This window comes from Latilactobacillus fuchuensis (assembly GCF_900258455.1).
Classification (GTDB): domain Bacteria; phylum Bacillota; class Bacilli; order Lactobacillales; family Lactobacillaceae; genus Latilactobacillus; species Latilactobacillus fuchuensis.
On record NZ_LT984417.1, the window covers coordinates 1,226,692 to 1,239,878 of the forward strand.

Here is a 13,187-nt window from a genome sequence, read left to right on the forward strand (position 1 = left end):
CTCAAAAAAAGGCAAGTGATCCTTAATCCGGAATCACCTGCCTCCATTTATAGTAATTTCCTTCTTGAAACCGGATAATAAACCAACTTCGCACGGCCAATAATTGTTGTTTCATCAATTGGACCAAACGTGCGACTATCCTTACTGATGCGTCGATTATCACCGAGTACAAAATAATGGCCTTTAGGGACCGTTTGATGCCCGGTTAAAATCGACAAATCAAAATCAGAGGTCAAAACAGTCTCTTGATCTTTTTTAGTCGTCAAGAAAGGTTCGGCAACCGGATGATCATTAATCGACAATTGATCATCCTTGTAACTAACCCGTTCTCCCGGTAACCCAATCACCCGCTTGATATACGTCGTCCCATCCAATTTAAAGACGATCACTTCAAAACGTTTAATCTGGCCAAATTTCTGCAATACGAGATAATTCCCTGGTTCTAATGTTGGTCGCATCGACGTCCCAACAACCGTTGCTGGCACTAATACCCAGGTGCGAATCCCGAGCGCTACCAAACCGGTGATGACGATGATTAATAACCAACTGCTCAATCTACTGAATCGCCGTTTCATGATGGCTCTCCTTAGGCTTGTTCACTTTCTTGATACAACACGTAGGCTTCATCAAAAATCGTCATACTGGGCAAATAACTCCCGTTGAGCTCTAAATATCGCGATAGCGGTTCATACTCGCCGATTTGTTTGGGAAATGATTGATCAAAAAAAGCATTGTTCGCAAACTGAGCAATTGGTTCGTAGTTATTGGGATCACGCTGGGTCATTAAATAGCGATAAAAACTCTGCTTCATGCCGCCACCTTATTTCTTATTTTTTAATGGTATATAAACCGATAAATCAATTTTATCCTGTTTTAAATTAATGTGTTTAGCCGTCACTTGAATCCCGTTATCGAGTTTAAATTCGTTTAAGCGTAAGGTAATCGTATTCTTCTTAGCGTTTAAAACCACCCACTTAGGGAATTTATATTGACGTTGGATGTAATTAAAGACAAAGGACATCGGCACTTTCAATTGACCAACTGCTAGCTGTTTCGCCTTTAATTGAACATCGCCGTTTTCCAAGACATAGGGTTGGAAGAATAAATTAAATTCGACCGGAAACCCTAAGAATTTAAACTGGCCGGATAAAATCGCCTGTTGGCCCAATGTAAATTGATACTTTATTTTAGAATCTTGTAGGTAATTTTGCAAATAATACGCGACTAAACTATTGATTTGTTTCTTCTGCATTTGAATTTCAAACGTACTATCCGCTTTAATCACTTTTTCAGTCTTAACTGCAGGGGTTTGCGGCGCCGAAACGTTATAGCCAACAAAGCCCACAGTGCCAATAATTAGCGCCAGTAACACGATGAAACTGTATTTCCAATAATTAATCGTTTTCTTGGGCTGTTGGCCCTTTTTTTGTTGTTTCATAGATTGTCTAGTTGTCATCAGTTACTTCCTTTGAGCCATTGCTTTTGATGGGCCTTCATTACCGACCAAAATGATTTAGTCAATAATTGATAGCCTTTTTGATTCGGATGGAAATGATCAGTATCACTAATATACGGATTCAAATGTTCATTAGCCGCCAACGTTTTTTGCATCTGCGTGCTATCCATTTTGGCCAATGACTTCGTTTGTTTCACGTAATGACCGTCACCGTGAGTTAAATCTTGATCACTGTTAATGTAATAAATCCCTTTGAATTCCTTAGCGGCCGTCTTAGCGGTCTGATTCCAGAGCGTCACGGCTTTTGACATCCCGGTGATTTCTGGAAAATAAACGTAAAATGGGTTGTAGACGCCCATGATAAAAATCGGCGCATCCGGATTCTGTTGGCGAATTTGCGTTAATAAAGTCGTTAAATGAGTTTGATATTGCTTCTGACCCGCCGTGACTTTGGCCTGGTCTAACTCAAAGAAATCATCTTGTAAAACGGCCATTAAATCGTTGCCACCGACCGTCAGTGTGATTAAATCAGCTTGTTTGAGTTTCTTTTGAATCGTGGTTTTCTCACGAATCCGTTTTTCAATCTGATAACTCTTTTCACCCGTCACACCATAATTGACGGTGGCCACTGGATGACCAGTCGCCTGTTTAATCTTTTGGGCCACGAGTGGGACGTAGCCGCCCTTGTTGGTTTCGTCACCAACTCCGTGCGTCAATGAATCACCAATCGCGACCAGTTGGAGGGTCTGCTTAGGCTGACTGGCTTGAACCGATTCGGTCTGAGCCGTTTTTTCAGTTGCGTTCGTGACTTGTTTGGGTTTAGGGGTCAACAATTGCCAAATTACAAAAACAATGACAATCGCGCCGACTAAAATTCCCAAGTCAATCAATAATTGTCGCGTTTTTTTCAATTCTGCCACCTCAAAATAAACTAGATAATAATGAAGGCTGGGACACGTAAAATGTCAACCAGCCTTATGTGTTACATTTACAATTTAAACCTTAGTCTTCTGTATAATACATGACGGCAAACGCACCGGCACCCGCATGCGTTGCAATCACGGGGTCGGTTGTCCGAACTAGAATTTCAATATTGGGAAACCCAGCTTGTAACTGCGTTTGAATTTTCTGACTTAATTCCAAACCGTCCGCATGTGAAATGCCAATTGCTTTAACATTTTTTAATTCACGTAAATTAGTTTCCATCTCATCAATGAACTTCGTAATGGTCTTCATACCGCGACCCTTACGCAATACCTTCAGTTCACTATCAGCGACTTCTAAGATTACTTTGATATTCAATAGGCTTGAAATCACACCAGCAGCGTGACTTAAACGGCCACCCTTAACCAGGTTCGTCAAATCAGTGACGCCCATATACAACTTAGTGTGATCATGCACGGTTTGAATCGCCGTTAAAGCGTCCGCCATTGAACCACCGGTTTCGATAACTTCGGCCGCTTTCAACACTTGGAAGGCCATCGCACGATCTGTAAAATCACTATCGATTACGGTGACGTCTGCCTTAGCCATTTCGCCGGCTTGACGAGCAGTATCAACCGTGCCACTAATGGCACGCAACATATGAATTGATAAAATTTGACTGCCATCAGCGGCCAAATTTTCGTAAGTTTCAATGAAATTACCAATTGCTGGTTGGCTCGTCTTAGGTAAAGCACTAGCGCCAGCCATTTCAGTCATAAACTGATCACGGGTAATCGTTTCGCCATCAATATAGACCGTATTATCAATCATAATGGTCAATGGAATCACTGTAATGTGATGTTCTTTAATTTCTTCAGCTGTTAATTGGATTGATGAATCCGTTACAATTTTAATATTAGCCACTGTTACTTCAGCCACACTTTCTATTCATTCTTAGGATAATTGTTGTTAGCCATCCCTTGATTGCGTATTCATCAAATGATAAATACCTATCGTTAGTATATCAGAACACGTCAAATTTTTCAGCAAAATTTAACAAGAATTCGGCCATTGGCTAGCGGTTAATCAAGCCTTTGATAAATTTCAAACGTGTGCGGATAGCGATTACGGTCATCGACAACCCCGGCTTTGACATCAATTCGCTTAAATTGTGTGTAATCCAGTTCTGGCATATAGACGTCCCCTTTAAAAGCGGCCGCAATCTTCGTGACGTATAAATAGTCAACATCCGCCTTAAAGAGGTTAAAAATCTCAGCACCACCGATGATGAATAGCTTTTTAGTCGGATTTTGTTGCGCGTAAGTCAATAATTCGGCTGATTGCGTCATCACGAGGACCCCTGGTTCAGCCGTTAAACCGACTTGACGCGTGATGATAATGTTTTGCCGACCGGGTAATGGCCGTTTGGGTAAGCTATCGTAGGTTTTACGGCCCATCACAACGACTTCATTGATCGTTTCACGTTTAAAATTAGCCAAATCATTAGGGAGACGCCACGGTAAATGCCCGTCTTGTCCAATCAACCCATTTTGATCTTCGGCCCATAAAAATGCAATCATCGCTTTTCCTCCTAGACAGCAACCGGCGCTTTAATCGCCGTTTCTGATTCATAGTTTTGAATTTTGATATCGGCAACGTCAAAGTCAAAGATACTTTGTTTATCCGGATTCAACCACAATTGAGGGGCCGCGTGAATTGGCCGTTCTAATTGGGTCTTAACCTGTTCGAGATGATTGCTGTAAATATGCGCATCCCCTAAGGTATGAATGAATTCGCCGACTTCTAAACCCGTTTCGTGCGCGATTAAATGTGTCAACAAAGCATAACTAGCGATGTTAAATGGCACACCCAAGAAGACATCCCCACTACGTTGATACAACTGGCACGATAATTTACCGTCGTTAACATAAAATTGGAACATCGTGTGACACGGTGGCAAAGCCATTGAGGGCACGTCTTCTGGATTCCACGCCGACACAATTAACCGTCGTGAATCCGGATTGGTTTTGATCATTTCAATCACATTTTTAATTTGATCAATCGTTTCACCACTGCGGGTTTGCCAAGCACGCCATTGTTTCCCATAAATATCGCCTAATTCACCGTATTGATCTGCGAACGCTTGATCGGCTAAAATTCGGTCGTCGAACTGTTTCATCTGCTCGCGGTAAACCGTATTAAAGGCTGCATCGGATTGGGCCCGATGACTAAAATCGGTCATATCAGGGCCGGTATAATCAGCACTTTGCACGTAGCGTTCAAACGCCCATTCATCCCAAATATGATTATTGTGTTCTAACAAATAGCGAATGTTCGAATCGCCCTTCAAGAACCACAGTAATTCACTTTTAATTAAGCCAAACGGTACTTTTTTAGTCGTCAATAATGGAAAACCAGCTTGTAGGTCAAAGCGCATTTGATAGCCAAACAAACTATAGGTACCCGTATTGGTCCGATCTTCTTTATAATGACCCGTTTCCAAAATAGTCCGTGCTAAATCCAGATAAGTTTGTTCTGACATAATAGTCTCCTTATTCGCTACTTAGGCGTATTGACTTAAATAATCCCAGCGCGCCATTTTAACATCTAATTGTTGATTCAATTGATCCATATCATACTGCCATTGTGCTAGTTTATCATAATCAGCGCCATTTTCGTTCATTTGCGTTTTGATGGCTTCAATCTGTTCATCTAGGCCTTCTAGTTCAGCTTCAATTTGGTCGTATTCTTTTTGTTCCGCGTACGTTAATTTCTGTTTGGTTTTAACGGGTTCCGCCTGTGCTTCTGCCACGACCGGTTTAACATTCGCCGGTTTGCTAGTCGTGGGTGCGCCTTGTTTCGCTAAATAATCACTAAACAAACCCACTTCACTCGTAATCTGACCCGCACCTTCGAACACCAATAACTTATCAGCCACTTGATCCAAGAAATAGCGATCATGCGAGACCGTAATCACGGTGCCGTTGAAGTTATCCAAATAATTTTCCAGAATCGTTAACGTGCCGATATCTAAATCATTGGTTGGTTCATCGAGTAATAAAACGTTTGGTTGTTGCATCAAGATTTTCAATAAATACAAACGGCGTTTTTCGCCACCGGATAATTTACCGATTAAAGTCCCGTGCATTGAACGGTTGAACAAGAACTGTTCCAATAATTGGGTGACACTGATGCGTTCGCCATTCCGACCAACAACTTCTTCACCGGCTTCTTGTAAGTAGGCAATCACCCGTTTATTTGGATCAAAATCTTCATTCTGTTGCGTATAATAGCCTAAATTGACCGTTTCACCGACGATTAATTCGCCACTGTCTAACGGAATCCGTTGCGCTAAGATGTTTAGTAAAGATGATTTACCCGCGCCGTTGACCCCAGTAATCCCAATCCGGTCGTTAGCTTGGATTAAGATACTAAAATCGGTTAAAATCCGATGCGTGTCTAAGGTTAAATTCGCCTGTTTCAATTCTAAAACTTTCTTGCCGAGTCGCGATTGACCCATCTGGATATCGACTTCTGAATCATCCGGTCCGGCCGTTAAATTCGATTTCAAATCGTTGAAGCGATTAATGCGGGCTTGTTGTTTTGTGGTTCGTGCTTTGGCACCGGCACGCATCCACGTTAATTCTTGTTTATAGAGTTGTTGTTGTTTGTGGGCGGCTTGTTGTTCCCGTTCTAAGCGGTCCGCTTTCTGTATTAAGAATTGTTCATAGTTGCCATCGTACGTATAGAGTTGGCCGGCATCCAATTCAAAAATCTGATTAGCGACCCGATCCAAGAAGTAACGATCATGCGTGACAATCAATAATGCGCCTTGGTATTGCGCCAAGCGTTTTTCCAACCATTCAATGGAATCAAAATCCAAATGGTTGGTGGGTTCGTCCAAAATCAACAAATCGGGACTTTCAATTAAAGCCTGCGCCAAACTAACCCGCTTTTTCTGGCCCCCGGATAACGTATTAATCGGTTGGTCTAAATCGGTTAAATGCAATTGCGTTAAAATCGTCTTAATATCGGTATCGACCGACCAAGCATCTTGTTGCGTCATCTGAGCATCCGCTTGTTCATATTGCGTTTGTAATTTCGGATTAGTCGGATCACTGGTATACGCATTTAAAACCCGTTCATAATTCTGAATGGTTTTAAAAACCGGGTTATTGCCCGCAAAAATGGCCGCCATAATGCTTAATTCAGAATCAAAATTCGGCTTTTGTGCCAAATAACTAATTGAATACTGATTAGGCGTTTCAATTTGCCCGCTGTCGTATGAATCAGTTCCGGTTAACGCATTTAAGAGCGTCGTCTTCCCAGTCCCGTTAATCCCGACGAGACCAATTCGATCCCCTTCGCGAATTAAAAATGAAATCTTTTCAAATAACGTTTTTTCACCGTATGTCTTGGTTAAATCTGTCGCTGTTAATGTTTGCAATTAGCTCACCTTTTTTACTTTCGTTATCTTCAATCATAGCGAATTTTGGTCTAACTAACAATCAAAAAGTGAGCAATCCCTAATCGGATCGCTCACTTTTTTTGAATAGGCCTTAAATTTCTGGATAAATATCGGCAATCGTATGTTCTGCATCAATCACAATGTAGAGGTGACTGTTCTTTTGAGAAATTTGACTACTTTGATAAATATTATCCAAACCGCTATTGTCTTTATTTTTAAATGGGAAATAGATTTGTTGCGGGGCCTTATCTTGATCGTCTTGGAAGACTAAATCCAATTTTTCGATATCTTGATACTTAGTCGCTCGACCAAACATGCCCATCTCTAATGAACCGGTGTTGATGTCTTCACTCTTAACGTGATCGGCTTCAGGTAAAATTTCCGCTTTAAAGCTCTTGCAAGGATGAATCTCTTGCATCGGACCACCTTCAATGCGGCCGTAACTAGTGGTGACGCGACTAATCCAAATATCGTTCAATTCTTTATGGTTGACGGTCCAAACGTCACCATTACGAAAATAAAATTTCAATTCTTTAAAAACATGTTGTGTCATTGCGATTCATCCTTTCTGAATGTGCTTACAAACGTATTTTACCATACTTTAGTCGCTAAGAGCGCTATTTTGTTTAACCCACTGGACTAACCTATCCTGCTCGTTAGGCAACTGCCCATTAACCACTAATTTTTCAAGCTGCGTCAAGGTTTGCCCGAGTTTTGGCCCTGGTTGAATCCCTAATGATTGGATTAAAATTTGACCGTTAATTTGGAGTTCACGCTTCGTTTTAATGGGCAATGCCGCGTAGTGTGCCAGCCAATCCTGATCCATAATTGCACTCGGCGCTAACAACTGACCAACCTGTAAACAAATGGTCAATACAGCCTCGCCTGCTTCGTATAAATTCCAAGCTTGCGCACGCTGTTCGATTAATTGCGGTAATAACACCAGACCAGCCGTCACGTCAGCAATCACGTCGTTGGCACATTTCCACTGTTTAAGGAACTGATTAGCGGTCGCAGGTGTTAGTTGCAGTGTCGCCGTTAACAAGAGCCACGCCGCACTTTCTGATGTGACACGTTGTGTGGGTAAATCAATCAATCGTTGTAATGCAGCCGTTTGATCCACTAAGCCCGGACAATACTGATTTAAACCCGTTGCGAGTAACGTCTTTAAACCATTATGTCGTCGTTGGCCCTGCATCAATTTAATCAATTCAACATGGATCCGTTCAACTGCAATTTTCGCTAACAGTGCCGCGTGTTTTTGAATCGCAGCTTGGGTTGTCGGCGTCACATCAAAACCGAGTTGACTTTCAAAACGCACCGCCCGCATCATGCGGAGCGCATCTTCATGAAACCGTTCGTCGGCCACGCCAACTGCCCGAATTTTTTGCGCCTTTAAGTCCGCTAACCCGTCAAATAAATCAATAATTTCACCATCTGCACGCATCGCTAGCGCATTAATTGTAAAATCGCGTCGTTTTAAATCTTCAGCTAATGATCGGACGAAAGTAACTGAATCGGGGCGCCGAAAATCTTGATAACCCGTTTCCGTTCGAAAAGTGGTCACTTCATAACCCGTCCCGTGATCCAAAATCATCACTGTTCCGTGTTGAATACCGGTATCAACCGTCCGGTCAAATATGGCTTTGACCTCGGCTGGATAAGCGGACGTCGCAATATCGACATCGTGAATGGGCAACCCTAATAAGTAATCGCGGACACTCCCGCCGACAAAATAAGCTTCAAAACCCGCCGCTTCAATTTGGTGTAAAATTGGTAACGCCATTTCAAATTCTGGCGCAAAAGTTGTGACTTTCATACATTAACCTCTTATCTACTACTTGATTATTCTTATTTATCATACCATACCTTATTTATCGATGACTGCCCTTCTAACAGTTGGTTTTTTGCAAATTCGTGCTATATTTGAGGTAACGATTGTTTGGAGGAGGGATTATTTTGACAAAAAAAATAACAACGGCTACGACGATTCGCGATTTAGTCGTCATTGCCTTGGGGTGTGCCATCTATGCGTTTGGGTTAGTGACCATCAACATTCAAAATCATTTAGCTGAAGGCGGCTTAACCGGGGTCACCCTGATTTTGCGCTATTGGTTTCATTTCGATCCCGCCTATACGACGATTGTTTTAAACATCCCCTTAATTATTCTCGGGTACCGTTTCTTGGGCAAGCGCGCCCTCGCCTATACGATTTATGGGACAGCGATGATGTCCGTCTTCCTATGGATTTGGCAACGGGTGCCAATCATGATTGATTTAAACCACGACATTTTAATTGCGTCAATTCTAGCCGGTTTATGCGGCGGCTTTGGCAGCGGCATTATCTACCGTTACGGCGGCACTACTGGGGGCAGCGACGTGATTGCCCGGATTATTGAAAAAGAAAAAGGGTTGCCGATGGGCCGCTCACTACTGATGTTTGATATTGTTGTTTTGATTGCTTCATTGAGTTATCTAGATGTTGAACATATGATGTATACGCTACTGGCGTCTTACGTGTTCTCCCGCGTCGTTAATTTCACGCTTGAGGGCACTTATGCCGCTAAAGGGGTTCTGATCATCAGTCAACAATTCCAACCGATTGCCGACGATGTGATCGCCGATATGGAACGTGGCGTTACTTTCCTCCATTCAGAGGGCGCTTATGCCCATCAACAACAACCAATGCTCTACTGTGTCGTCAGTCCAACTGAAATTACACAGCTAAAACGAATTATTGAAGCCCACGATCCACAAGCCTTCGTCTCCATCTTAGACGTCCATGAAGCACTTGGCGAAGGTTTTACGTATGAATCTGCCACACCCACAAAACCAACTGTTAAAACTGAATAGATAGCAAAAGACCCGCAACTCGTAAAAGTTGCGGGGTTTTTTTGATTACGAAGACGCGTTTTTGGTTGTAACAACTTCCGCTTAATCTAAAACGCACTTCTAGGCCAACCTCTCCGTCTAACTACAAAATAGTCCAGATGGTTTAAGTTCCAACCATCTGGACTATTTTTAGGTTATGCTCGAGGTCTAATCGCTTGAATCAGCGCTCTTATAGTCTTCATACATTTCTTGCATGTCTAAATCATTCGGTTTTAATTTTAGGTATTGTTCTAGTGCCGATAATAATTCTGGCACTTGCGCCATTTCTTGGAAGAAACGAATTAAATCGTGCAGGAATTCTGGGTCGGCTTTTAATTCGGGATAGGCTAATAAATAATTCTCCCGCGCCGCCGTCATTTGTTCTTCGGCAAATTGAGATTGCGCCAATGACCAATATAATTCCGCCGTTGGTTTATGATTTTCGATAGCCTCTTGAACCAAGCTGATATTTTCAGCATGGCGATTTTGCCGGCGATAAACCGCACTCAACGCATTGATTTCACCCATATTATCGGGATTAATCGCTAGCGCCTTCGTCAACATTTGTTCAGCCACCACATCGTCTCCCAATTGGAGCGCTAATTCACTGCCTTTTTGGTAAAGGACTTCGCTATATTGATCGTAGCCAATCCCGGTTTGGACGGTTACTAGAGCCGCTTCCAGTTGATTGATTGCCGCTTGAGCAGTTGCTAGATACGCATACAGTGATGTGTATTGTGGATCTGATTTTTGCAAGGCCGTCAATAACTTAATTGACCGTTCGTAATCTTTAATCTGGAGATATAAAAAGCCCATTTGGAATTGATCGTCCGCCGTTAAAAATTCTTGACGCAGACTCTCGTAGATTTCAAGCGCTTCTTCAAACGCGCCACTGCTGGCATAACTCGTTGCCAACCGTTTTTGAATATCGACTTGGCCAAGTTCCGTCACGTCTTGGTCAATCAAGGCTTCGTAATAATTAGCCGCTTTCCGGTATTCCCCTAATTCGAAATATAATTCAGCCAGGGCAAATTGCATCACAGGTTCTTCAGGAAAGGCACGAATCGCCGTTAATAATTTTTGTTCACTGACTTCTGGCAGTCCCATGGTTTGATAAACGTCAGCGGCTGTCAATAAACTTTCCGCATAAGCGTTTGACTCCGGCGTAATGTCACTTAAATAAGCCAACGCTTCGTCGTGCTGTCCATTACTGACCGCAATATCCGCCAATGTCGTCCGAATTTGGTCTTCATCGGGAAACTGTTTGAGTAATTGTTGATAAATTGCTTCAGATTGTTCTAAGAAACCCATTGCGTACAGTTCTTCAGCCAAACTATACAACGTATCTGGATCATCAGCCGTTAGCGCTTGTTTAAAAAATTTATCCGCGGCTTCTAAATTATTATCTTCTAATGCTGTTAACATCTCTTCTGAATTCGTCATTTCAACCACCCTTTTTCAATTGTCCTATTCTATCACAATTCGACTCACTTAACCGTTAATTGACACTAAAAAAGGACTGGGAGATCCCAGTCCTAAGTTTGAATTCTTATTTAACAGAATCCTTTAATGCTTTACCTGGCTTGAATGCAGGTACTTTGCTTGCAGGAATCTTAATTTCTGCACCAGTTTGTGGATTGCGACCCTTACGAGCTGCGCGTTCACGTACTTCGAATGTACCAAAACCGATAAGTTGTACCTTGTCGCCTTGTTTCAAAGTATCTTGGATTGAACCAAATACTGCATCAACTGCAGCAGTTGCATCTTTCTTGGTTAAACCAGTCTTTGTTGCAACGCCTTCGATCAATTGTGCTTTGTTTGCCATAGTTTTCACCTCCTGCTCATCACAGATAATCAGTATTGTCTACCGAAACCATTTTTGAGTGGTCAAAAATGACGAAACAATGATTTGATCACCATTTCATTTTTTAATTTATCATATAAACCTAGTGATAGCAAGGCTTTTTGCTTAAAAAAAGGCTTTCGTCACCATTTAGTTAATCATATTAGCTAAATTCGGTTAAAATTGACCTATTTTCGTTGTCTAGGGATCAAATGAATTGGTGTACCGGTAAAGTCAAAGGTTTTACGCAATTGATTTTTGAGGAAGCGTTGATATGAGAAATGAAGTAGATTAATATCGTTCACAAAAACGACAAACGTTGGTGGCTTGACCGCCACTTGTGTCATGTAATAAATCCGTAATCGTTTCCCATTAATCGCTGGTGTTGGTGTGACGGTTGTCGCATCCATTAAGACATCATTTAATAGGGACGATTGAATCCGCCGGTTTTGATTTTCACTAACTTGTTCAATCATCGCTGGTAGGTTCTGTAGACGGACGCCCGTTTTAGCGGAAACAAAAATAATCGGTGCGTAGTCTAAGTATTGGAATTGGCTCCGAATATGGTCTTCGAATTCCTTCATTGTATGGTTATCTTTTTCCAAAGTATCCCATTTGTTGACGACAATGATAATCCCACGGCCGGCTTCATGCGCGTACCCTGCGACTTTTTTATCTTGTTCACGAATACCCTCTTCAGCATTCAAGACAACCAAGACAACGTCAGAACGGTCAATCGCCCGTAAAGCCCGTAAGACGGCATACTTTTCAGTATTTTCGTAGACCTTGCCCCGTTTACGAATCCCGGCCGTATCAATCATCGTAAATTCTTGATCGTTTTCAGCCATAAACTTGGTGTCAATCGCATCCCGCGTCGTGCCTTCAATACTCGACACAATGACCCGTTCTTCTTTGAGCATCGCGTTAACCAATGATGATTTACCAACGTTCGGACGACCAATCAAACTAAATTTGATACTGTCGTCTTCTTCTTCTTGATCTTCAGTTGGGAATTTAGCCACCGCAGCGTCTAATAAATCCCCAATCCCTTGACCATGACTCCCGGAAACGGCAATTGGATCGCCGAAGCCGAGGCTGTAAAAATCAAAGATATCTTGACGTTGTTCAGGATTATCAGCTTTGTTAACCCCTAATAGAATTGGTTTATCGGCCCGGTAAAGAATTTGAGCAACGCGATCATCCGCATCCGTCACGCCTTCACGTGCACTGACTAAAAAGATAATCACATCGGCTTCTTCAATGGCAATTTCTGCTTGTTGCTTAATTTGTTCAACGAATGGTGCATCACTAATTTCAATCCCACCGGTATCAATCAAACTAAATTCGTGGCCTAACCATTCACTATTCGTGTAAATGCGATCACGAGTAACCCCTGGTGTGTCTTCAACAATCGAAATCCGTTCGCCGGCAATTCGATTAAAGATGGTTGATTTCCCAACATTCGGGCGACCAACAATCGCGACAACTGGTTTTGTCATAATAATCATTCCTTTCAAACTTGATAATAATTCCGAGATCAAGCTATAACAATCAATTATAGCATATTTATGGCGCCGATTCCGCAATTCCTAAAAAAAGGCCACTATCCCATTTTATTCAAAATT

Annotated in this window: 14 protein-coding genes; 1 reads left to right on the forward strand and 13 read right to left on the reverse strand. The window is 42.1% G+C overall.

Features of this window, described 5'->3' with window-relative positions; translation table 11 throughout:
• Nucleotides 1–47 precede the first annotated feature (47 nt).
• The 10 genes from lepB to LFUMFP_RS05820 form a co-directional block, all read right to left on the reverse strand.
• Nucleotides 48–575, reverse strand: a complete 528-nt coding sequence (gene lepB, locus LFUMFP_RS05775; RefSeq protein WP_025082324.1) for a signal peptidase I — start codon at nucleotides 573–575, stop codon at nucleotides 48–50.
• 11 nt (nucleotides 576–586) lie between these two features.
• Nucleotides 587–811 (reverse strand): YozE family protein, encoded by a 225-nt coding sequence (locus LFUMFP_RS05780; protein WP_025082325.1) that lies wholly within the window; start codon nucleotides 809–811, stop codon nucleotides 587–589.
• A gap of 9 nt (nucleotides 812–820) precedes the next feature.
• A complete protein-coding gene (locus LFUMFP_RS05785) occupies nucleotides 821–1,456 on the reverse strand; it encodes a YpmS family protein (RefSeq protein WP_025082326.1) in 636 nt (211 codons plus the stop codon).
• Entirely contained in the window at nucleotides 1,456–2,367 is a 912-nt protein-coding gene (locus LFUMFP_RS05790; RefSeq protein ID WP_025082327.1) for an SGNH/GDSL hydrolase family protein, read from the reverse strand. The genes LFUMFP_RS05785 and LFUMFP_RS05790 overlap by 1 nt, the downstream gene beginning before the upstream one ends.
• Nucleotides 2,368–2,458: 91 nt before the next feature.
• Nucleotides 2,459–3,304 (reverse strand): DegV family protein, encoded by an 846-nt coding sequence (locus tag LFUMFP_RS05795; RefSeq protein ID WP_025082328.1) that lies wholly within the window; start codon nucleotides 3,302–3,304, stop codon nucleotides 2,459–2,461.
• A 158-nt stretch (nucleotides 3,305–3,462) separates the two neighbouring features.
• Entirely contained in the window at nucleotides 3,463–3,960 is a 498-nt protein-coding gene (locus LFUMFP_RS05800) for a dihydrofolate reductase (RefSeq protein WP_106483244.1), read from the reverse strand.
• 11 nt (nucleotides 3,961–3,971) lie between these two features.
• Nucleotides 3,972–4,922, reverse strand: coding sequence for a thymidylate synthase (locus tag LFUMFP_RS05805; RefSeq protein WP_106483245.1), 951 nt, complete (start codon nucleotides 4,920–4,922; stop codon nucleotides 3,972–3,974).
• 21 nt (nucleotides 4,923–4,943) lie between these two features.
• On the reverse strand, nucleotides 4,944–6,827 hold the full coding sequence (locus tag LFUMFP_RS05810; protein WP_106483246.1) for an ABC-F family ATP-binding cassette domain-containing protein: 1,884 nt from the start codon (nucleotides 6,825–6,827) through the stop codon (nucleotides 4,944–4,946).
• Between the two features lie 112 nt (nucleotides 6,828–6,939).
• Nucleotides 6,940–7,401, reverse strand: coding sequence for a hypothetical protein (locus LFUMFP_RS05815; RefSeq protein WP_025082332.1), 462 nt, complete (start codon nucleotides 7,399–7,401; stop codon nucleotides 6,940–6,942).
• Nucleotides 7,402–7,449: 48 nt separating this feature from the next.
• Complete coding sequence (locus LFUMFP_RS05820) at nucleotides 7,450–8,667, reverse strand: CCA tRNA nucleotidyltransferase (protein ID WP_025082333.1); 1,218 nt, start codon at nucleotides 8,665–8,667, stop codon at nucleotides 7,450–7,452.
• A 140-nt stretch (nucleotides 8,668–8,807) separates the two neighbouring features.
• Here LFUMFP_RS05820 and LFUMFP_RS05825 point away from each other — a divergent pair, with 140 nt between their 5' ends.
• A complete protein-coding gene (locus LFUMFP_RS05825) occupies nucleotides 8,808–9,701 on the forward strand; it encodes a YitT family protein (RefSeq protein WP_106483247.1) in 894 nt (297 codons plus the stop codon).
• Between the two features lie 186 nt (nucleotides 9,702–9,887).
• Here LFUMFP_RS05825 and LFUMFP_RS05830 read toward each other — a convergent pair whose 3' ends face one another.
• The 3 genes from LFUMFP_RS05830 to der all read right to left on the reverse strand — a co-directional run bounded on the left by LFUMFP_RS05830 (nucleotide 9,888) and on the right by der (nucleotide 13,061).
• Entirely contained in the window at nucleotides 9,888–11,162 is a 1,275-nt protein-coding gene (locus tag LFUMFP_RS05830; protein ID WP_025082334.1) for a tetratricopeptide repeat protein, read from the reverse strand.
• Nucleotides 11,163–11,268: 106 nt separating this feature from the next.
• Nucleotides 11,269–11,544, reverse strand: a complete 276-nt coding sequence (locus LFUMFP_RS05835; RefSeq protein WP_106483248.1) for a non-specific DNA-binding protein Hbs — start codon at nucleotides 11,542–11,544, stop codon at nucleotides 11,269–11,271.
• Nucleotides 11,545–11,750: 206 nt separating this feature from the next.
• Complete coding sequence (gene der, locus LFUMFP_RS05840; RefSeq protein ID WP_056950739.1) at nucleotides 11,751–13,061, reverse strand: ribosome biogenesis GTPase Der; 1,311 nt, start codon at nucleotides 13,059–13,061, stop codon at nucleotides 11,751–11,753.
• Nucleotides 13,062–13,187 lie beyond the last annotated feature (126 nt).